Annotated in this window: 23 protein-coding genes; 18 read left to right on the forward strand and 5 right to left on the reverse strand. The window is 70.6% G+C overall.

The annotated features are described in order from the left end of the window. The first annotated feature begins 124 nt into the window (after window positions 1-124). Complete coding sequence (locus tag EDF23_RS04820) at window positions 125-382, forward strand: hypothetical protein (RefSeq protein WP_131920855.1); 258 nt, start codon at window positions 125-127, stop codon at window positions 380-382. Here EDF23_RS04820 and EDF23_RS04825 read toward each other — a convergent pair whose 3' ends face one another. Further along, window positions 383-904, reverse strand: coding sequence for a MarR family transcriptional regulator (locus EDF23_RS04825; RefSeq protein ID WP_243648811.1), 522 nt, complete (start codon window positions 902-904; stop codon window positions 383-385). Window positions 905-963: 59 nt separating this feature from the next. Between EDF23_RS04825 and EDF23_RS04830 the strand changes: the two genes are divergently transcribed. After that, on the forward strand, window positions 964-2,187 hold the full coding sequence (locus EDF23_RS04830) for an FAD-dependent monooxygenase (RefSeq protein WP_131920859.1): 1,224 nt from the start codon (window positions 964-966) through the stop codon (window positions 2,185-2,187). 8 nt (window positions 2,188-2,195) lie between these two features. On the opposite strand, the gene EDF23_RS04835 is transcribed toward EDF23_RS04830, so the two are convergent. Next, entirely contained in the window at window positions 2,196-2,987 is a 792-nt protein-coding gene (locus EDF23_RS04835) for an SDR family NAD(P)-dependent oxidoreductase (RefSeq protein WP_131845123.1), read from the reverse strand. Between the two features lie 107 nt (window positions 2,988-3,094). Between EDF23_RS04835 and EDF23_RS04840 the strand changes: the two genes are divergently transcribed. The 6 genes from EDF23_RS04840 (at window position 3,095) to EDF23_RS04865 (ending at window position 9,263) form a co-directional block, all read left to right on the forward strand. Beyond that, window positions 3,095-3,595 (forward strand): MarR family transcriptional regulator, encoded by a 501-nt coding sequence (locus tag EDF23_RS04840; RefSeq protein ID WP_131920861.1) that lies wholly within the window; start codon window positions 3,095-3,097, stop codon window positions 3,593-3,595. 112 nt (window positions 3,596-3,707) lie between these two features. Further along, a complete protein-coding gene (locus tag EDF23_RS04845) occupies window positions 3,708-4,727 on the forward strand; it encodes a LacI family DNA-binding transcriptional regulator (protein ID WP_165901009.1) in 1,020 nt (339 codons plus the stop codon). Window positions 4,728-4,837: 110 nt separating this feature from the next. After that, a complete protein-coding gene (locus EDF23_RS04850) occupies window positions 4,838-6,100 on the forward strand; it encodes an ABC transporter substrate-binding protein (protein WP_123937085.1) in 1,263 nt (420 codons plus the stop codon). A 9-nt stretch (window positions 6,101-6,109) separates the two neighbouring features. Then, a complete protein-coding gene (locus EDF23_RS04855) occupies window positions 6,110-7,063 on the forward strand; it encodes a sugar ABC transporter permease (protein ID WP_111083634.1) in 954 nt (317 codons plus the stop codon). Continuing rightward, window positions 7,060-7,932, forward strand: a complete 873-nt coding sequence (locus EDF23_RS04860) for a carbohydrate ABC transporter permease (protein WP_123292968.1) — start codon at window positions 7,060-7,062, stop codon at window positions 7,930-7,932. The genes EDF23_RS04855 and EDF23_RS04860 overlap by 4 nt, the downstream gene beginning before the upstream one ends. A gap of 53 nt (window positions 7,933-7,985) precedes the next feature. Then, complete coding sequence (locus EDF23_RS04865; RefSeq protein WP_131920865.1) at window positions 7,986-9,263, forward strand: family 1 glycosylhydrolase; 1,278 nt, start codon at window positions 7,986-7,988, stop codon at window positions 9,261-9,263. 58 nt (window positions 9,264-9,321) lie between these two features. On the opposite strand, the gene EDF23_RS04870 is transcribed toward EDF23_RS04865, so the two are convergent. Further along, complete coding sequence (locus EDF23_RS04870) at window positions 9,322-9,717, reverse strand: MerR family transcriptional regulator (protein WP_131920867.1); 396 nt, start codon at window positions 9,715-9,717, stop codon at window positions 9,322-9,324. 96 nt (window positions 9,718-9,813) lie between these two features. On the opposite strand from EDF23_RS04870, the gene EDF23_RS04875 reads away from it, so the two are divergent. The 6 genes from EDF23_RS04875 (at window position 9,814) to EDF23_RS04900 (ending at window position 14,996) form a co-directional block, all read left to right on the forward strand. Next, window positions 9,814-10,515 (forward strand): SDR family oxidoreductase, encoded by a 702-nt coding sequence (locus EDF23_RS04875; protein ID WP_123292971.1) that lies wholly within the window; start codon window positions 9,814-9,816, stop codon window positions 10,513-10,515. A gap of 150 nt (window positions 10,516-10,665) precedes the next feature. After that, window positions 10,666-11,124 carry a hypothetical protein gene (locus EDF23_RS04880; RefSeq protein ID WP_123339352.1) on the forward strand — a complete coding sequence of 153 codons (459 nt, stop codon included), beginning with the start codon at window positions 10,666-10,668 and terminating at the stop codon, window positions 11,122-11,124. 118 nt (window positions 11,125-11,242) lie between these two features. Further along, on the forward strand, window positions 11,243-11,941 hold the full coding sequence (locus tag EDF23_RS04885; protein ID WP_131845127.1) for a GAF and ANTAR domain-containing protein: 699 nt from the start codon (window positions 11,243-11,245) through the stop codon (window positions 11,939-11,941). A gap of 12 nt (window positions 11,942-11,953) precedes the next feature. Beyond that, complete coding sequence (locus tag EDF23_RS04890) at window positions 11,954-12,670, forward strand: GAF and ANTAR domain-containing protein (protein ID WP_123339354.1); 717 nt, start codon at window positions 11,954-11,956, stop codon at window positions 12,668-12,670. Between the two features lie 96 nt (window positions 12,671-12,766). After that, window positions 12,767-13,858 (forward strand): acyl-CoA desaturase, encoded by a 1,092-nt coding sequence (locus EDF23_RS04895; protein WP_123937079.1) that lies wholly within the window; start codon window positions 12,767-12,769, stop codon window positions 13,856-13,858. A 124-nt stretch (window positions 13,859-13,982) separates the two neighbouring features. Then, on the forward strand, window positions 13,983-14,996 hold the full coding sequence (locus EDF23_RS04900) for a matrixin family metalloprotease (protein ID WP_131920869.1): 1,014 nt from the start codon (window positions 13,983-13,985) through the stop codon (window positions 14,994-14,996). Between the two features lie 46 nt (window positions 14,997-15,042). On the opposite strand, the gene EDF23_RS04905 is transcribed toward EDF23_RS04900, so the two are convergent. Continuing rightward, window positions 15,043-15,693, reverse strand: a complete 651-nt coding sequence (locus EDF23_RS04905; protein ID WP_123292977.1) for an SDR family oxidoreductase — start codon at window positions 15,691-15,693, stop codon at window positions 15,043-15,045. Window positions 15,694-15,800: 107 nt separating this feature from the next. On the opposite strand from EDF23_RS04905, the gene EDF23_RS04910 reads away from it, so the two are divergent. Together EDF23_RS04910 and EDF23_RS04915 are read left to right on the forward strand one after the other, a co-directional pair. Next, the gene (locus tag EDF23_RS04910; RefSeq protein ID WP_131920871.1) at window positions 15,801-16,289 is read left to right on the forward strand and encodes a DUF4126 family protein; all 489 of its coding nucleotides are present in this window, start codon (window positions 15,801-15,803) and stop codon (window positions 16,287-16,289) included. Next, window positions 16,289-17,260, forward strand: coding sequence for an NAD(P)-dependent oxidoreductase (locus EDF23_RS04915; RefSeq protein WP_131920873.1), 972 nt, complete (start codon window positions 16,289-16,291; stop codon window positions 17,258-17,260). Before EDF23_RS04910 ends, EDF23_RS04915 begins: the two co-directional genes overlap by 1 nt. Before the next feature lie 16 nt (window positions 17,261-17,276). On the opposite strand, the gene EDF23_RS04920 is transcribed toward EDF23_RS04915, so the two are convergent. Further along, window positions 17,277-17,975 (reverse strand): carboxymuconolactone decarboxylase family protein, encoded by a 699-nt coding sequence (locus EDF23_RS04920; protein WP_131920875.1) that lies wholly within the window; start codon window positions 17,973-17,975, stop codon window positions 17,277-17,279. A 123-nt stretch (window positions 17,976-18,098) separates the two neighbouring features. Between EDF23_RS04920 and EDF23_RS04925 the strand changes: the two genes are divergently transcribed. Both EDF23_RS04925 and EDF23_RS04930 read left to right on the forward strand, forming a co-directional pair. Continuing rightward, window positions 18,099-19,115 (forward strand): aldo/keto reductase, encoded by a 1,017-nt coding sequence (locus EDF23_RS04925; protein WP_123292981.1) that lies wholly within the window; start codon window positions 18,099-18,101, stop codon window positions 19,113-19,115. Then, window positions 19,112-19,861, forward strand: coding sequence for an SDR family oxidoreductase (locus EDF23_RS04930; RefSeq protein WP_207895442.1), 750 nt, complete (start codon window positions 19,112-19,114; stop codon window positions 19,859-19,861). The genes EDF23_RS04925 and EDF23_RS04930 overlap by 4 nt, the downstream gene beginning before the upstream one ends. The last annotated feature ends 108 nt before the right edge of the window (window positions 19,862-19,969 follow it).

A 19,969-nucleotide genomic window follows, 5' to 3' on the forward strand; every position in this document is an offset into this window, starting at 1 on the left:
AGTAACCGATGTCAATCGGTCGACGTTGGGCCACCCGCACGAGGAGGGACTACCGTCGACCGCAGGTGACCCAGGCCCCCGGCTGCCGGCACGATCTCTTCGTCCGATGCCGACCGGAAACGCCATGTCCTCCTCGCAGACCGATCTCCCACACCAGCACGACCCGACGAGCTGGACCGCGCTCGAGGTCGGCCGGTGGGAAGCCCGCTCCGGCCGGTCCCACATCGGAACAGTCGTCTTCACGAACCGGTACGAGGTCCGTGGGTGGTCGGGCGAGGTCTTCGGCGACCACACGAGCCTGGAGAGCGCGAAGGCACAGGTCGAGGCGATGGCGCGGTGGAGCCTCGGTGAGCGACCGTGGTCACCCGACGGAGTCGACTGATCAGTCCATCGCGTCGTCGTAGATCCCGATCAGGCGGTCGAGGAACGCCTGCACCGTGGCGCGCTCGCTGTCGTCCATGTCGGCGACGACGTCCTCGATCCCCTCGATCAGCGGCAGCACCAGGTCGTACGCACGATCGGACGACCGCTCGGCTGCGGTGACCACGAGCTTCCGGCCGTCGCTGGGGTGCCGCTCGCGCGTGACGTGGCCGGCGGACTCGAGTCGGTTGAGCACGAGGGTCATGGCTGCGGTGGAGATCTCCAGTCGCCGCGCGAGCTCGGTCGGGGTGGACCGTCCGTGGGTGATGAGGTGGTCCATCGCCTCGAGCCCGGCCGCGTCGACGTCGAGTGCCCGGGCGAGGTGTCGCTCGAACCGCTGCTGTCGCACCCCGACCTGTTGGACCCGGGCGCGGATGTCGTCGTCGGGCAGCGGTCGTCCGTCGCGACGGGCGGCTTCGCGGTCGCGTCGGTCCTCGCGGTCTCGTCGTCCGTCGGTGGGCGCTGTCGGTTCGTCGTGCGGCACGAGGTCGATGGTAGTCGTGTAGATTGCTAATCTCATTGGTAATCAAGATTCGAGGCAACATGTCGACCGACCGCAAGCGCGTCCTCATCTCCGGTGCGAGCATCGCCGGACCCGCCCTGGCCTACTGGCTGCACCGGTACGGCTACGACACGACGATCGTCGAGCGCGCGCCGGAGCTCCGGACCGGCGGCCAGAACGTCGACGTGCGGGGCGCCGGGCGCGAGGTCTCGCGGCGGATGGGGATCGAGGACGACATCCGTGCCGCCACGACCGGTGAGGTCGGCACGCGGTTCATCGGCCGCTCCGGTTCGGTCATCGCGGAGTTCCCGGCCGGAACCACGGACTCGGGCGGCGCCACCGCGGAGCTCGAGATCCTGCGCGGTGACCTCGCGCAGCTGCTGGTCGGCCGGACCACCGACACCACCGAGTACCGGTTCGGCGACCGCATCACCGGCATCGCGGACAACGACGGCGCCGGCGACGGCGTGACCGTGCAGTTCGAGCACGCCGCCGACGAGCGGTTCGACCTGGTGGTGGCGGCGGACGGCATCGGGTCGAGCACCCGGCGACTGGTCTTCGGCGACGAGCCCGAGATCCGGTCCCTCGGCCTCGAGACCTCCTACGCGACGATCCCCCGCACCGACGCGGACGACGACTGGTGGCGCTGGTACAACGCACCGGGTGGGCGATCGGTGACGCTGCGCCCGGACCCGCACGGCACGATCCGGGCGACGCTGTCGTTCGTGACCGACCGGACCCGGGAGCGCGCCGGCTCCGAGCGACGATCCATCGAGGAGCAGCGTCGCCGACTGCACGAGGTCTTCGCCGACGCCGGCTGGGAAGCGCATCGTGTGCTCGCGGGCATCGACGACGCCGACGACCTGTACTCCGAGTCGATCGGGCAGGTCCGCGCGCCGCGGTGGTCCGAGGGTCGGGTCGCGCTCGTCGGCGACGCCGCCTACTGCGCCTCACCGGTCAGTGGCATGGGCACGAGCCTGTCGCTCACCGGGGCGTACGTGTTGGCCGGTGAACTCGCCGCACACGTCGACCACCGCGATGCATTCCGCGGTTACGAGCGCATCATGCGGCCGTACGTCGCCCAGGCGCAGCAGCTGCCGCCGGGGGTGCCGCGGGTCGCGAACCCGAAGAGCCGGCTCGGCATCGCCGCGTTCGGTGCTGCGGTCCGGGTCGCCTCCACCCCGTTCATCGGTCGGCTCGGCGACCGGTTCTTCACGCCGCCGGCCGACGCGATCGACCTGCCGGACTACGCACACCTCGGCTGACGTGCCACCTACAGGAGCCCGGTCAGGACGCCGCCGTCAGCCCGGATCGCGGCGCCGTTCGTCGCGGAGGACAGCGGGCTCGCGAGGTAGGTGACGAGCGCCGCGATCTCGGCCGGGTCGATGAAGCGCTCGAGCAGGCTGGTCCGGTTCTGACCGATGATCGCGGCCTGCATCGCCTCGACCGGAAGAGCCTGCGCCTCGGCGATCGCCTCGACCGTCGTCGCGACACCGTCGGAGTACGTGGGACCGCCGAGGACGGTGTTGATCGTGACCGAGGTCCCACGTGTCTGCTTCGCGAGTCCGTTCGCGAGCGCGATCACCGCGGCCTTGGTCACGCCGTAGTGCACCATGTCCGCGGGGACGTTCACGCCGGACTCGCTGCCGATGAACACGATGCGACCCCACCCGCGTTCGAGCATCCCGCCGAGCAGGTGCCGCGACAGGCGGACCCCGCTCATCACGTTGACCTCGAAGTACCGGGACCAGTCCTCGTCGGCGATCGACTCGAAGGCGGCGAGGCCGAAGAGTCCGACGTTGTTGACGAGGACGTCGACGTCGTCGAGGGACCCGAGCAGTCGGGTGACGTCGCCCGGGTCTCCGAAGTCGGCCGCGATGCCGGACACCGTGGTTCCCGGCTGGTCACGCCGCAGGCGATCGACGGCTGCTTCGACCCGGGCGTCCTCCCGGCCGTTGACGATCACGCGCATGCCCTCGGCCGCGAGTGCGGAGGCGATCGCGTACCCGATGCCCTGCGTCGATCCGCTGATGAACGCCGTTCTGCCTCGGAGTTGCAGGTCCATGGATCCTCCTTCGTCGTCCCGCGTCACTCGACCCGGTGACTTGCTTGAGCAAGTCACCGTACGGCCGTTTACTTGCTCAGGCAAGTCACCGGTCGTACGATGCCGTGATGGCACCGCCCGATGAACCACACGGCCTGCGCGGCGAACGACTCGAGATCTGGGCAGCCGTGGCGGCGATGCTCGAACGGCTCCCGGTCGCCCTGGACGCCCAACTCCAACGAGACAGTGGCCTCACGCACTTCGAACTCGGGGTCCTCACCGCCCTCGACGCCGCGCCGGACAGGACCCTGCGGATGAGCACGCTCGCCGGGTACGCGAGCTCGACGCTCTCGCGACTGTCCCGCGCGGTGACTCGGCTCGAGGCGAAGGGTTGGGTGCGCCGTGTGGTCGACCCGACGGACGGCCGCTTCACCCTCGCGGTCTTGACGGATGACGGGCACGGCAAGGTCCTCGAGTCGACGCCCGCGCACCATGCCCTGGTCGAGCGCCTGGTGTTCGACACGCTCACCGAGACCCAGACGCGGCAGCTCGGGGTCATCGCGCGGAGCATCGGCGACACAGTGGACGCAGCTCCGGCGTGGACGCCGCCCAGGGCCCGCCAGCCGTGACCGGACCGACACCTCGGGCCGCACCACGCTGGTGCGGTAGGTTCCTGCCCAACGCATTCCGGACGCGAGAGAGGGGACGCGGATGGCCCAGGGACACCGCTCGCCCCCCACGATGAGCGACGTCGCAGCCGTCGCCGGCGTCTCGAAGAAGACCGTCTCGAACGTCCTGTCGGGCTACGAACACGTCTCCGCTCGCACCCACGATCGCGTGATGGCCGCGGTGGACGAACTCGGCTACGAGCTCAACGTCTCGGCCCGGAACTTCCGCGCCGGCCGGTCGAAGGTCATCGGCCTGGCGGTGCCGGAGCTACGGCAGGCGTACTTCGCCGAGCTCGCCGACGCCGTCATCCGCGCCGCCGGTGCCGTGGGCTACACGGTGCTCATCGAGCAGACCGCGAGCGGTGTGCGCGAGGCGGACGCGATCACCCGGATGCGCGAACACTCGATCGACGGCATCATCTACAGCCCGCTGACGGTGCGGTCGAGCGATGCTCCTGCGCTCGAGGTGAAGTTCCCCCTCGTGGTGCTCGGCGAACCGATCCCGGACAGTCCGGTCACGTTCATCACGATGTCGAACGCGGACGCGCTGCACGACGCGACGGCGCACCTGCTCGACGCGGGCCGTCGTTCGATCGCCTTCATCGGTTCCGAACCGTCGGGGCCGGTACGGACGGCGCAGGAGCGGCTCCGCGGGTACCGCGAGGCGCTCGTCGAGCAGGGCGTGGCGTTCCGACCCGAACTCGTCGTCCCCACGGCGCTCTGGCACCGGGCTGAGGGGGCAGCGGCGGCGCGGGCACTGCTCGACTCCGGCGTCGAGGTCGACGCGATCGTCTGCTGCAACGACGCCCTGGCGCTCGGGGCGATGAGCGCGTTGCAGCTCGCCGGTCGGACCGTGCCGGACGACGTCGCGGTCGTCGGCTTCGACGACATCGAGGAGTCGGCGTACGCGACGCCCGCACTGACCACGGTGTCGGCCGACCTGGACCGGGTCGCGGAGACGGCGGTCGGGGTCCTCGTCGAGCAGCTCGAGGAGGACGCGGCCGTCGGTCCGGGCGTGCTGCGCTCGCCGCATGCGCTGGTCGTGCGGGCGTCGTCGGCGCCCGTCGCCGTGGAACGCACGGTCTCCGCCTGAGGTCTTGACCTGCCCGTCGAGCACAGACTACTGTCCAGATTTACACCGGTGTAAATCCGGCATGGACGAGGTCCCGCACACCGAAGTGCGGGACGGATGGCAGGTTTTCGATGAAGAAGCACATCGCGGTCGTCGCGCTCGCAACAGCGGCGGCGATCTCCCTGGCCGGGTGCGCCGGCTCCCCCGGATCGTCCGCGAACGCCCACGTCGACCTGACGTTCTGGCACGGGTACACCGAGGCTGACGGCAAGGTCCTGGACGGCATCGTCAAGGACTTCAACGAGTCGCAGGACAAGGTCACGATCACGACCCAGACGAAGACGTGGGCGGTCATCGACGACACGATGCTCCCCGCGCTGACGGCGAAGAAGGGCCCGGACATCGTCGCGATGACCTCGGACCGACTGCCCGTCTACGCCGAGAAGAAGGCCCTCGTCGACCTGAGCGACTTCTACGACGACGACACCAGCAACACCGGCGAGCTCAAGGAGCAGGCCGTCGCGATGGAGCAGGTCGACGGCAAGGAGTACGGCGTCCCGAGTGGCTTCGTGCCCCTGTCCGTGATCTACAACAAGAAGCTCTTCGCCGAGGCCGGCATCGACGCGTTCCCGACGACGTGGGACGAGTGGGTCGCCGACGCGAAGAAGCTGACGAAGGACGAGAACGGCGACGGCACCCCGGAGCAGTACGGGCTCGTGCTGCCGGACCACCAGACGGTCGGCAACGGCATCTGGCCGAGCCTGTTCGCGGGCAACGGCGGCTCGATCACGAACGACGCCGGCACGAAGTCGACGATCGACTCCGCTGCGAACGTCGAGACGCTCGAGTACTGGGCGAAGGCGATCCGGCAGGACAAGATCTCGCCGACCGGTGTCGACGGCATCGCGGCCGACAAGCTCTTCACCGCCGGCAAGACCGCCATGGAGATCGGCGGCCCGTGGATGGCCGGCGTCGCGAAGGCGTCCGACATCGACTACGGCATCGCCGCGATCCCGGCCGGGCCGAAGGCGCAGGTGGCCTCCGCCATCGGCATCTCGCTCGGCGTGACCGCACAGACCGACGACCCGAAGCAGGCCGCTGCCGAGGACTTCCTGCGGTACTTCAACGAGAAGAACGTCGCGACCAAGTGGGCGCTCGGGTCGGGTTGGCCGTCCCTGCGCACCGACGTGACCGCCGCCGACGTCGACGCGAACCCGACCGTCGCGGCGCTGACCGGTCTGCCCGGCACGACGATCCCGCTCCTCCCGGGCGTCGTGAACAGCGGTGACGTGCTCACCGCCCTCGACACCGCGACGCAGAAGTCGATCGCGGGCGGCGACCCGGAGTCGCTCCTCGGCACCGCCGACACCGACGTGCAGTCAGCCCTGAAGTAGAGGACCACGATGACCACGCAGCAACTCGGCCGACGCCGTCGGTACCGACCCCCGGGACAGCTCGGCGGCCGGACGCCCCTGAACGGGACCTTCCGCCGCCGTGCGACCGTCGTCGGCTTCCTCGCACCCGCGATCGTCATCCTCGGGGCGTTCGTCCTGTGGCCGATGCTCTCGGCACTGCGGCTGTCCTTCACGGACGCCAGCGGCTTCGGTGACCCGAGCTGGGTCGGCTTCGCGAACTACGTCCGGGTCTTCACCGACCCGGACGTGGTCCGCTCGATCGGCAACACGGCGCTGTACTCGGTGCTGTTCACGCCGGTCGCGATCGCCGTGGCGCTGGTGCTGGCCCTGGCGCTCAACCACCCGGCGCTGCCGTTCCGCGGGTTCTTCCGCTCGGCGCTGTTCCTGCCGTTCATCGTGTCCCTGGCGGTCGCCGCGTTCGCGTGGTCGTACCTGCTCGACCCGCAGATCGGCCTGCTGAACCACTGGCTCCAGGTGGGCGGCATCCGGCTCGGCAACGTCCTGCAGGACCCGACGCTCGCCATGCCGACCGTGGTGCTCGTCGCGGTCTGGAAGAACTTCGGCTTCTACATGGTCATCTTCCTGGCGGGGCTGCAGGAGATCCCGACCAGCCTGTACGAGGCGGCGCAGCTGGACGGCGCGAACGGCCGCCAGCGGTTCGCGAACGTGACGTTCCCGATGCTCAGCAACACCATGGCGTTCGTCGTCATCGTCGCGCTCATCGCCGCACTGCAGGCGTTCGACCAGATCTACGTCCTGACCGGCGGCGGGCCGTACCGGTCCACCGAGACGATCGTCATGCAGATCTACCAGTCCGGGTTCAAGGACCTCGACCTCGGCTTCGCGTCCGCACTGGCGTACGTGCTGCTCATCGCGACCCTGCTGCTGAGCCTCGTGCAGTTCCTGTTCTTCGGCAAGCGCGGAGAGGACACCGCATCATGACCGCACTCCCCCGTCCGGCCACCGCGGTCCGGCGCAGGACCGTGGCCCGTCGCCCACCGTCGATGCGCTGGCTCGGCTTCGCCGCGGTGCTCATCGTCACCCTCGCGGTGCTGCTCCCCGTGCTCGTCATCGTGTTCACGGCGTTCAAGCCGGCGAGCGAGGTGAACGCCTACCCGCCGACGCTGTTCCCGCACACGTGGACGCTCGACAACTTCCGGGCGATCTTCACGCAGCTGCCGTTCGGCCGGCTCATCCTGAACAGCTTCGCCTTCGCCGGCGGGGTGACCGTCTTCGCGCTGGCGTTCGACGCGCTCGCCGCCTACGCGCTGGCCCGGCTCGACTTCCGGGGCAGCAAGGTCCTGCTCATCGTGATCATCGCCAGCCTGATGATCCCGTTCCAGGCCACCCTGATCCCGATCTACCAGCTCGTGTCCGACCTCGGGTGGGTGAACACCTTCGCCGGCCTCATCGCACCGCGGGCGGCGGACGCCTTCGGCATCTTCTTCCTCCGGCAGTTCTTCGTGTCGCTCCCCCGCGACCTCGACAACGCGGCGCGCATCGACGGTGCGTCCGAGTGGCGGATCTTCCGGAGCGTCATCCTGCCGAACGCCGTACCGGCACTGCTCACCCTCGGCATCTTCACCTTCGTCAACAACTGGAACGACCTGCTCTGGCCGCTGGTGTTCACCACGGACCAGGACATGGGGACCATCACCTCGGGGCTGACCCTGCTGACCGGACCCGGCGGCATCATCCCGCAGGGCGTGATGATGGCCGGCGCCCTGATCGCCGTGCTGCCCCTCGCCGTCATGTTCCTGCTCGTGCAACGCCGCTTCATCGAGAGCGTCGCCAGCACCGGGCTCAAGTGACGACGACCCCGCGCGGTCCCCTCGGGGACGCGCCCACCACGAAACGAGACACCATGCACTGGTCCGACGACGGACGGCTGCACTTCGCCCTGGGCATCGAGGACACCTTCGTCCCGCAGGCCCGTCCGGGCGAGCGCCCCATCGACGAGTACGAACTCACCGACCACTACCGGCAGTACGCCGCCGACCTCGGCCTGGCCGTCGACGTCGGCGCCGAGCTGCTCCGCTGGGGCGTGCCCTGGTACCGGGTCGCCCCCGAGCCCGGTGTGTGGGACTGGTCGTGGGTCGACGATGTCATGCAGCGCTTCCGTGGGACCGGCCTGCGGCCCGTCATCGACCTGCTGCACTACGGCACACCGCTCTGGCTCGACGGTCAGTTCGCGAACCCCGACTACCCGGCGCACGTCACGGAGTACGCCGCCCGGTTCGCCGCCCGGTACGGCGACGTCGCGACCGACTACACGCCCGTCAACGAGCCCGTCATCCACGCCCTGTTCTCCGGCGAGTACGGGTACTGGCCCCCGTACCTGACCGGTGCCGAGGGTTCTGCCCGGATCGCCTCGGCGCTGGCGAAGGGGTTCGTCTCCACCCAGCACGCGATCGCCCGTGAACTCGGAGACGCCGCCACCTTCGTGCACGTCGACGCCGGCATCCGGTACGTCGGCGACGTCGATGCCCCCGAGCACCGCGACACCGTGGCGCGGCTCCGCGCCCAGACGTTCCTGGTCGAGGACCTCGTGACCGGCGGCGTCGACGACCACCATCCGCTCGTCGGACGGCTGCGCTCCGGCGGGGTCACCGACGCTGACCTGGACTGGTTCCGCCAGCACGCGGTCCGGCCGGACGTGATGGGCGTCAACTACTACCCCCTGCACTCCACCGAGGTCTTCGAGGCCGGCGTCCACCACGGCGGCGGCTTCGCGGACCCGCGTCCGTACCGGGACACGGGGGCCGAGGGACTCCGCGACGTGCTGACGACGTACGCCGAGCGGTACGGCGCCCCGGTCATGCTGACCGAGACGTGCGTCACCGGGTCCGTCGACGAACGCATCGGCTGGCTCGACGGCTCCGTGGCCGCCGTGCACGAGCTCCGTGCCGAGGGCGTCCCGGTGGTCGGGTACACCTGGTGGCCGCTGTTCGACATGTACGAGTGGACCTGGCGGCACACGGACGCACCCCGCCAGGAGCACCTGCTCACGATGGGCCTCTTCGACCTCGTCGAAGACGGCGACGGCGGGCTCGACCGCCGTCGCAACCCGGTCGCCGACGCCTTCGCCGCGCATGCGCGGCAGGAACGAGCCGTGGCAGCGGCCCTGTCGGCGACCCAGTGACGGACGGGAGGCGCGGGTCGGGTCGGTCCCGTGCCTCCCGTCCGCCCCGCACCACGTCTCAGGCCGCGACCGCTCCGTCTGCCGGCTCGCGCAGGGCCGGGCAGTGCTCGGCAGTCGGGTGCTCGCTGATGGCGATGACCTCGTCGAGCCGGCCACGCGCGGCCTCGAGCTCCGCCATCTGCGCCGTGATCCGGTCGCGCTCGGCGACGAGCAGCGCGAACGACTCCGGTGTCGTGTGGCCGCTGTCCACGCACGGCAACAGCTGCACGATGGTGCGGCTCGGCAGACCGGCGGCGAACAGCTGCTGCACGAGCTGGACGCGTTCGACCGCCGGGGTGTCGTAGACGCGCTGCCCGCTGGTGGTCCGAGACGCGGTGAGCAGTCCCTGCTCTTCGTAGTACCGCAGCGAGCGCACGCTGGCACCCGTCTCTGCGGCGAGGTCGCCGATCCGCATGCGGACTCCGATCCGGGGCTTGCCCCTGACATCGATGTGAGGTCTTAGCGTAACCGAGCCGCCGCGGGAGAGACCCGCGCGGCAGGAAGAGACACCATGGACATCGCTGGATCGGTCGCACTCGTCACGGGCTCGAACCGGGGCATCGGACGCCGCTTCGCCCTGCAGCTGCTGGAGCGCGGCGCCACCAAGGTCTACGCGACCGCACGCCGACCCGAGCTCGTGGACATCGAGGGCGTCGTGGCGCTGCCGCTCGACATCACCGACCCGGCGTCGGTCGAGGCGGCGGCCGCAGCCGCCGGCGACGTCACCCTGCTCGTGAACAACGCGGGCATCTCGACGACGGGCTCGCTGCTCACTGACGACCTGACCGATGCGCGCCGCGAGATGGACACGCACTACTGGGGGAACCTCGCGATGATCCGGGCGTTCGCACCGGTGATCGAGCGGAACGGCGGCGGCGGCATCGTGAACGTCCTGTCCGCACTGTCCTGGTTCGTCTACCCGGGATCCGGCGCGTACGCGGCGGCGAAGGCCGCCGAGTGGAACCTGACGAACGCCGTCCGGTTGGAGCTCGCCGGCAAGGGGATCAGCGTGCAGGGGCTGCACCTCGGGGCGGCGGACACGGACATGATGGACGGCTACGAGGGGCCGAAGGTCGACCCGGCCGACGTGGCGCGGGCCGCGCTGGACGGTGTCGAGCGGGGTGCGGCCGAGGTCGTCGTCGACGAGTGGAGCAGCGCGGTGAAGGCGTCGCTGTCGCAGGACCCGTCGGCGTTCTACGCGCAGTTCGCCTGAGCAGGGTGACGCCGGGGCGTGGTGGAGCCCCGGCGTCGGGCCGCGGCTGGGAGTGCTCACATCCGCGGGTCCCACACTGACGCCACGGTGTCGCCGTACCGAGTCCGAGATCCTCTCGAGCTCCCGCGGGGAACCGCCAAGGGAGTCATCATGACGGACCAGTCCGAGGCGGCCTCGACGCCGCTCGCGCTCACGAGTGTGGTGGCCTCCGGCCTGCCCACCGAGCTCGGCAAGCCCACGGCGGCGAAGTACTACGACGTCCCGGCGGTGTTCAACCGCCGACCCGACGCAGCCGAGATGGCCGGCCTCCGCGGTGCCGACGGACACGCGCAGCTCGTGACGGCCGGCTACCCCGACGTCACGCTCGACGTGCAGGACCGTCGTCTCGTCATCGGCAACACGAACCTCGGACAGCTCGAACGCGGTCTCGCCACGGTGGTGGCGACGATCGTCGACGTCGTGAGCCGGGCGTCGTTGTTCGACAAGGAGCAGGTCCGTGACGCAGCGCGCATCGAGTTCGACGACCGCACGGCCCGGGCCCGCGAGGTCACGCGAGCGGCGGAGCGGATCCACTTCGTGCCGGAGCCGTCGCGCGTCAGCGCGGGCTGACCGTGTCCGCGCGGGTCGACGTGCCCGGCGGGCGACGCCAGCGGGGCACTGCGCTAGCGTTGCAGCACGCGGGGACCGGATCAGCCCCGTGTTCACGGACCCGGATGGTTTCCTCGCGATGAACGACTTCACGACGGCAGTCTCCGCACTGCAGGCCGCACCCGACGGCACCGACATGTGCCCGCCGTTCCTGACGACGCTGCCCGTGACCGGGGTCGGCATCTCCACCCTCGGCAACCCACTCGGGTCGGCGACGGTGTGCGCGAGCGACGCGCGCGCCGCGCGGATCGACGAGATCCAGTTCGACCTCGGCGAGGGCCCGTGCTGGCAGGCGTTGACGACCCGCCGCCCGGTCCTGGAGTCCGACCTGTCCGGCACGACGAACACCGACTGGCCCCTCGCGCTCGAGGAACTCCTGCGCGCCGGGGTCGGGGCGGTGTTCTCGTTCCCGATGCGCATCGGGACGATCCCCGTCGGCGCCGTCGACCTGTCCGTGGACAGCGAGCGCACCCTGACCGTGGGGCAGATCCGCGGCGCCGTGGAGCTCACCGAGGTCGCAGCCCGTCGGGTGCTCCGTGGTGCCCTGCTCGCTGCGGCCGCCGACGGTCGTGCCGACATGGGCACCAGTCGCTACTCCCGACGAGAGGTGCACCAGGCGACCGGCATGGTCGCAGCACAGCTCGGGGTGGACGTCACCGACGCCCTCCTCGTGCTGCAGGCGCACGCCTTCGCCACCGAACGCACCGTCCGCGACGTCGCCACCGACGTCATCGCTCGCCGCATCGACCTCGCCCGGCCGTACGGTTCCGAGAACTGAGGAGCACGCACCATGGCACCGACCCGCGAGCGCCGGCTCATCGACACCTTCGTCACGCTGACCGACACCCTCGTCGACGAGTACGACGTCGTCGACCTGCTGCAGAACCTGGTCGACAGCGTCGTCGACATCTTCGACGCCTCGGCGGCCGGCATCCTGCTGGCCAACCAGCACCAGGAACTCGAGGTCGTGGCGTCGACCAGTGAGCGGTCCAGCTTCGTCGGACTCCTGCAGCTCGACGCCGGCGAAGGGCCGTGCGTGGAGTGCTTCGCGACCGGTCGTCCGGTGTCCGTCAGTGACCAGGCGGAGATGCAACGCCGGTGGCCGACGTTCGCGGCCGCGTCCGCCGAGTCGGGGTACGCGTCGGTGCACGCGATCCCGATGCGGTTGCGGGACACCACGCTCGGGTCGCTCAACCTGTTCCGCGAGACCGAGGGGGCGCTGAACCGCGACGACGCCCTGGCTGCACAGGCCCTGACCGACGTCGCGACCATCAGCATCCTGCAGCAGCGGACCCTGCAACACGCGGCGCTGACGCAGGCGCAGTTGCAGCGAGCCCTCGACAGCCGGGTCGTGATCGAGCAGGCGAAGGGCTTCGTCGCGTACACGCACTCGGTCGACACCGAGGCGGCGTTCGAACTGCTGCGGCAGTACGCGCGGTCGAACCAGGAGCGCCTCGCCGACGTCGCCCGAGCCATCGTCGAACGCCGCCTGGTCCTCCCCGCCTGATCCCGTGTGTCCCCGGTCCGGGCCGGCGTACGATCACGAGCAAGTCGTAGCCCCGGACCCCGGTTGCAGGCGCAGCACTGGATCCAGGAGGAAAGCATGGGCGACGAACTGGTCGTACCGACGGGCTACCGGAAGACCGAACGACGGTCGCCTCGGACCGACACCACCTCGACGTACACCGCGCTGCTCGCGCAGGTCCGCACCGCTGGGCTGCTCGGTCGCCGCACGGGCTGGTACTGGGGCCTCATCGCAGTGCTCGCCGCGCTGCTCGGCATCACCGGCGGGGCGTTCGCCGTGCTCGGCGGCTCCTGGTACCAGTTGATCGTCGCCGGGGTGCTGGGCGCACTGTTCACGCAGTTCGCGTTCCTGTCGCACGAGGCCGCCCACCGACAGGTCTTCGCGTCGCACCACTGGAACGACCGAGCGGCCCGGTACGCCGGCACGTTCCTGACCGGCATCAGCTACGCGTGGTGGATGAACAAGCACACCCGGCACCACGCCAACCCGAACACCGTCGGCAAGGACCCCGACATCTCGTTCGACGCGATCTCGTTCCGACCCGAGGACGCTGCCAGCCGGACCGGGTTCCTGCGTGTGCTCGTCCGCGTGCAGGGGTACGCGTTCTTCCCGATGCTCCTGGTCGAGGGTGTGAACCTGCACTGGCAGTCGATCCGCACGTACACGAGCCGTGGCCCGGTGAAGCGACGGTGGGCCGAGGGATCGGTCTTCGTCGGCCGGTTCGTGCTCTACCTGGGTGTCGTGTTCTGGTTCCTGCCGGTCGGCCTGGCCTTCGCGTTCCTCGGTGTGCAGCTCGCCGTGTTCGGGTTCCTCATGGGGATCGCGTTCGCGCCGAACCACAAGGGCATGCCCGTCATCGAACCCGGCCGCCGCGTGGACTTCTTCTCGCGCCAGGTCCTGACCTCGCGCGACATCGGTGGTGGCGCCTGGGTCGAGTACTTCATGGGTGGCCTGAACCACCAGGTCGAGCACCACCTGTTCCCGAGCATGGCCCGACCGAACCTGCGGGCCGCCCGGGACATGGTCCGGAAGTACTGCGCGGACCAGGACGTGCCGTACACCGAGACGACGCTGGTGCACTCCTACGTCATCGTGGTCCGCTACCTCAACGAGGTCGGTCTGGCGGCTCGCGATCCGTTCGCGTGTCCGATGGTCGAGCGGCTGCGCTGACCGACCGCGACGGCTGGGCGCTTCCTGTCCTGTTGGCGCAGCCCTGGACCTGACGGGGCTCATCGGCGAGCATGGACCCGATCAGGGACGGCGGGCACAGGGGCCCACCGCGGGAAGGGCAACCATGCGTCCTGTCAGGAACACGCTCACCACCGGAGCGGTCATCGCACTCGTCGTCGGCCTCACCGCGACGGCGGCACCCGCGCAGGCGGCGACGCCGGGGGCATCCACGCCGGGGGCCGGTACCCGCTGCGCCACGGGGACGCTCTCGGTGCAGACGCTCCGGTCGGGGTGCACGGTCTCGTCGGGCACGGTCGCGCTGCCGGACGGCCGCACCTTCGCCGTGCCGGCACCCGGTGAGAGCGTGATGGCCAGCAGCTCGGCTGCGCCGGGTGCTCCGGAGCTGGCGGAGGTCGTCATCGCGAACACCGGCACCGGCGGTGTCGCGGTCCGCATCGACGAGGGGTGGAGCGGTTCGGCGCCCGCCGTGCGCCGCGAGCAAGCGAGGAGCGCGGCGGCCAGCGCCGCCGCCAGCTCACCCGCGGCACCGGCCGCCACGGCCGCGGCCACCACCAAGTGCACCAGTACGGCCAACGCACGGAACCCGTACCGCTGGTCGAGCACGGTGCAGTGGTACTACAACGAGTCCGGCCAGAAGTCGTCGTACGCCAAGGACGCCCTGCGCAAGGCGGCGAACGCGTGGACCGGCACGATCGCGTCGTGCGACCGAACCGTGACCTCGTCGGCCCGGAACTCCTACGTGCGCCTGGCAACCCAGGTGCCCGGGCTCACCGACAAGGGCGGCTGCTCGGGGAGCAACGGCTACAGCGTCGTCGGATGGGGCAAGCTCCCTTCCGGCACCCTCGGCGTGACGTGCGTCTGGTACGACGGCAACGGCATTGCGAAGGAGTCCGACCAGCGGTACGCCACCAGCTACAAGTGGAGCTCGACGACCGCCTGCTCGGGCGCACGGTTCGACACCCAGGCCGTCGCCACCCACGAGTGGGGACACCTGTACGGACTCGGCCACGTCAAGACCGGAACCGGTCAGGTCATGGAGCCGTCCGGCGGGTACTGCGACACCGGCTCACGCACGCTCGGGCTCGGCGACATGACCGGCATCGCAGCGATCTACTGAAGCGCGGCTGCGGGCCGCGGGCCGTCGTCAGACCCCGTCGGGGTCCTCAGACAGCGTCGGCGCGGAGGAAGTCCGCGATCGGGGTCGATCCCGAGTTGAACCGGATGGTGTTGCCCGCCGTGCCGGGGGTCTCGAGCACGTCGGCGATCACGTGTGCGACGTCGCCGCGCGGCACGTCGCTCGACGAGCCCGCCCAGTCGACCGAGCCGGTGGCGTCGTCGTCCGTCAGGGTGCTCGGCGCGACGATGGTCCACTGCAGACCGGAGTCGCGCACCACGGCGTCGGCGATCGCCTTCGACTGCGCGTAGGCGAAGAAGTCGTTGTCCTGCGGTACCCCGTGGTCGAGCTGCGACCCGGACCACGACACCATGACGTAGCGGTCGACGCCGGCCTGCTTCGCGCCCTGCACCGACAGGATCGCGGCGTCGCGGTCGATCGCCCAGGTGCGGTCGACGGACCCGCCGCCGGCACCGGCCGACCACACGACGGCGTCGTGCCCGTGGACGAGCTCCGCGAAGTCGGTCAGGGACTGCTGCTGGATGTCCGCGACACGGGGTTCGCCGCCGTGGGCACGGATCTCGTCGGACTGGTCCGCGTCGCGGATGACCGAGGTGACCGAGTGGCCGCGGTCGCTGAGGATGCGGGTGGTGAGGAGTGCGACCTTGCCGTGGCCGCCGAAGACGATGACGTTGCTCATGCGGCGGACGATACTCGGGCCGGCTCAGTACCCGCAGTCCGTGAGGACCCTCGGAGCGCTCGCGGCCCGCGTGCGTACGGTCGGACCTGATCACGACTGGAGACACGATGAGCAAGCAGCACGAGCAGCACACCCTGGTCCGCACCCTGGTGCTCGGCATCCTGAGCGGCGGCCGCAGTGCCACCCCACTCGCGGTGCTGGCGCTGAACCACGACCGGTCCTCGCTGAAGGGGTCGTGGCAGGACTGGAAGGTCTTCAGCACCCCGCTCGGCCGCGGGCTGCTCGTCGCCTCGGCCGTCGGTGAACTCATCGGCGACAAGCTGCCGATGACCCCGAACCGCATCTCCCCCGCCGGCCTGATCGGCCGCATCGGGTCCGGTGCGCTCGTCGGCGCAGCACTCGGCACGACCGGCAAGCGCGACCTGCGCATCGAGGGCGCTCTCCTCGGCGGCGTCGGTGCGATCGTCGGGTCGTTCGTCGGGTGGGGTGCCCGCAAGCTCGTCGGTGCCACCACCCGCCTGCCCGACCCGGTCGTGGCGCTCGCCGAGGACGCCGCGACCATCGCCGGCTCCGTGAAGGTCATCACCGCCGACTGATGCGCATCGTCGTCATCGGAGCCACCGGCCACATCGGCACGTTCCTCGTCCCCCGCCTCGTCCGCGCCGGTCACGAGGTCGTCGCCATCAGTCGCGGCACCAGCACCCCCTACGCCGACTCCAACGAGTGGCAGCGGGTCGAACGCGTCACCGCGGACCGTGAGCAGGAGGACCGCGACGGCACGTTCGGAACGCGGATCGCTGCGCTCGGCGCCGATGCCGTCGTCGACCTGGTCTGCTTCACCGAGCCGTCCGCCGCCGCCCTCGTCGAAGCGCTCCGCGGCACGGGGACGCACCTCGTGCACTGCGGCTCGATCTGGCGCGCGGGTGCATCCCGTGTGCTGCCGATCACCGAGGACGACTTCACGCCGCCCTTCGGCGACTACGGCGTGCAGAAGGACGCGATTGCCCGGACGCTCAAGGCAGAAACCGCGTCAGGGGGTTTGGCGACCACGACGCTGCACCCGGGTCACATCAGCGGTCCGGGCTGGATGCCGATCGGTCCGCTCGGCAACCTCGACCCGTCGGTGCTGACGAGGCTGTCCGCCGGCCAGGCGATCAAGGTCCCCGGTCTCGGCGCCGAGACCATGGCCCACGTGCACGCGGACGACGTCGCGCAGGCCTTCCAGCTCGCCGTCGAACGCCGCGAGGCGGCGGTCGGCGAGGACTTCTTCATCACGGCCCCGACGGCGCTCACCGCGCGTGGGTACGCCCACCTGGCAGCGTCGTGGTTCGGCCAGGAGGCCCGGCTCGAGTCCGTCAGCTGGGACCGGTTCCGCGAGACCACCGCTCCAGAACACGCTGGTGCCAGCTGGGAACACCTGTCACGCAGCCAGGTGTTCAGCGTCGAGAAGGCCCGCCGTCTGCTCGGTCACGCGCCCGGGTTCACCGCCGAACAGACGGTGCTCGACGCCGTCCGCTGGCAGGTCGACCACGACCAGCTCGAGGTCGCCGGTCCCCTCGTCGTCTGAGTGACCGGCCGCGACCTCAAGCGGCGGGCGCACCCTCGTTCACGGCGGCGAGCCCGTTGAGCGTCCGCGGGTAGCCGATCACCGGCACCAGGACGGTGAGCACGTCGAGCAGCTGCTGCCGGGTGTTCCCGACGTGCAGGTTGCCCGCGACGTGTCCCGTGACCTGCGCGTCCGCGCCGCCGAGCGCGACGAGGACCGCGAACGTCAGCAGCTCACGCGTCGGCAGGTCGAGCCCGTCCCGTCCGACGGTGTCACCGAAGCAGTTGCCGGACAGGAACCGCTGGAAGTGCACGGTGTCGTCGGCTGCGTTCTCGTACATCGCGTCGACACGTCCGGCGCCGACGACGGCGCTCTGGACCGCACGGCCCCGTTCGAGTCGGTCGTCGGGGGTGGTCGTCGACCGGCCCGGGAGCGGCAACTCGACACCGCGCGCGATCAGCACGTCGTTGGTGATCGTGAGGAAGTCCGAGGCGCGTGCGGACCCGACGTAGGCGACGGCCTGGTACCCGATCTCCTTCGCCTCGACCGGGGTCAGTGACTCGTCGAGCGCGGTGTCGAGCAGCTGTCGGAAGGCGGACTGCGCGCCGGCGGCGATCATCGCGCCGAGCTGCACGACCGCGCGGTCGTGGCTGTTGAGGGACGCGTGCTGCAGCGTCTCGTCCACGAAGTCGGCGTGGTACTGGGCGAACTCGGGGTCGGTCTCGGCGAACGTCATGTCCCCGACGCTACGACCGCCCCGCCGACCGAGGGAGGTAAGGGCCTCCCCCCTTTCGCCGTGGGTGACCGGCCTAGCGTGGCAGCCGTGCCCGGCGAGACCCGCGGGCACGGAGAGGAAACCATGGAGTACCGCCAGCTCGGACGCACCGGCGTCGAGGTGAGCCCGCTCGCTCTGGGCACCATGATGTTCGGTCCGTGGGCGAACGCCGACGTCGACGACTCGATCCGGATCATCCACCGCGCCCTCGACGCGGGCATCAACTTCGTCGACACCGCCGACGCCTACTCGGACGGCGTCTCCGAGGAGATCGTCGGCAAGGCCATCAAGGACCGCCGTGACGACGTCGTGCTCGCCACCAAGTTCTTCATGCCGATGGGTGAGGGCCCGAACCGCTCCGGGGGCTCGCGCCGCTGGATCATGCAGGAGGTCGAGAACTCCCTGCGCCGCCTCGGCACGGACCACATCGACCTGTACCAGGTGCACCGTCCGTCCCCGACGACGGACGTCGAGGAGACCCTGGGCGCCCTGACCGACCTGGTCCGCCAGGGCAAGGTCCGGAACATCGGATCGTCGTCGTACTCGGGCGCCGAGATCGTCGAGGCCCAGTGGACCTCGGAGCGCCGTGGCCTGGAGCGCTTCCGCACCGAGCAGCCGCCGTACTCGATCCTGGTGCGCGGCATCGAGGAGGACGTCCTGCCGACCACGCAGCGCTACGGCATGGGCACCCTCGTCTACAGCCCGCTCGGCGGCGGCTGGCTCAGTGGCCGCTGGCGCAAGGACGCTCCCGGGACCCCGACGGCGAAGCACCGCCCCGCGGCCCGGTTCGACATGTCGACGCCCGCGAACCAGCGGAAGCTCGACATCGTCGAGGAACTCGCACTCCTGGCCGAGTCGCAGGACATGTCCCTCATCGAGATGTCGCTGGCGTGGGTGATCCGGCACCCCGGCGTCACGAGCGCGATCATCGGCCCGCGCACCATGGAGCAGCTCGAGTCGCAGCTCCCCGCCGCTGACCGCGTGCTCAGCGACGAGGTCCTGGACCGCATCGACGAGCTCGTCGCACCGGGCGTCACGATCAACCCCGACGACAACAGCTACGGGCAGCACACCCTGGTGCCCGCCGCACGTCGCCGGTGAGCGGCCTGACGGTCCTCGTCGTCGGGGCGACCGGCAGCGTCGGTCGCCTCGTCGTCGCGGAGTCGGTCCGCCAGGGGCACACCACCCGTGCCCTCGTGCGTGATGGGGCGCGAGCCGGTCGGCTCGACCCGGCCGCCGAGGTCGTCGTCGGCGACCTCACCCGCGCGGACTCGCTCCGCGACGCGGTGGCCGGCATCGACGCCGTGGTGTTCACCCACGGCGCGGCCTACGGCAGCGACGACGCCGAGGCGGTCGACTACGGCGCGGTCCGGAACGTCCTGACCGCGCTCGACGGTCGCCCGGTGCGCATCGCGCTGATGACGAGCATCGGCGTCACGCGACGCGGTACGACGCACGACTGGAAGCGCCGCGGCGAACGACTCGTGCGCGCCTCCGGCAACGCGTACACGATCGTCCGGCCGTCGTGGTTCGACATGAACGGCCCGGACCAGCTCGAGGTCACGTTCCTGCAGGGTGACACCCGTCACGCGGGCAGCCCTGCGGACGGGGTGATCGCCCGGCGGCAGATCGCGCGGGTCCTGGTCGACGCGCTGACCACGGAGACCGCTGTCGGCCGGACGCTCGAACTCGTCGCCGAGCGCGGTCCGGAGCAAGCCGACCTCGGGCCGGTGTTCGCGGCGCTCGACCCGGACACGGGTGTCGACGGGGTCCGCGACCAGGAGAACCAGCCGCTCGACGCGGAACCCGCGGCAGTCCGTCAGGACCTTGCGGACGCACGCGGCTGACCGAGACGCGACCGAGTGGTGGACGGGAGGCCCGTGGCGGCATCGCCACGTCCCTCCCGTCACGGCCGGCGCGCCGCTGGCGCGTCACGCCGGAACCGGCGGGTGGGG

Source organism: Curtobacterium sp. PhB128 (assembly GCF_004340725.1).
Classification (GTDB): Bacteria; Actinomycetota; Actinomycetes; order Actinomycetales; family Microbacteriaceae; genus Curtobacterium.